Origin of the sequence: Burkholderia sp. A2, from assembly GCF_001729305.1 — a bacterium.
GTDB classification, from domain to species: domain Bacteria; phylum Pseudomonadota; class Gammaproteobacteria; order Burkholderiales; family Burkholderiaceae; genus Burkholderia; species Burkholderia sola.
In genome coordinates this window covers 3041-3414 of sequence record NZ_LZXX01000008.1, presented here as the reverse complement: position 1 = coordinate 3414, position 374 = coordinate 3041, and the positions used below count along the sequence as shown (strand labels likewise).

Genomic DNA, 374 nt, shown 5'->3' with positions numbered 1-374 from the left:
GTTCGCCGGCGGCGCGGCGCTCGAATCGCCGTTCGGCACGTTCTACGGCTCGAACATCACGCCCGACAAGGATCACGGGATCGGCGGCTGGAGCGCGGACGACTTCTACGCCGCGCTGCACGACGGCAAGGCGCCGGGCAAGCGCCTGTATCCGTCGATGCCGTACACGTCGTATCGGCAGCTCACGCGGGCCGACGCCGACGCGATGTACGCGTACCTGATGACGGTCAAACCGGTCGCGCGGGAAAACCGTGCGCACGACCTGAAGTTCCCGTACAACCTGCGCTTCGGCATGGTCTTCTGGGACATGCTGTTCCTGAAGGACAGCCTGCCGGATGCGTCGGCCGGCCAATCCGCCGACTGGCAGCGCGGCC

Annotated in this window: 1 pseudogene; it reads left to right on the top strand. The window is 67.4% G+C overall.

The features are described from left to right. Positions 1-374: pseudogene (locus A9Z05_RS01475) on the top strand (cytochrome c); the annotation flags it as partial.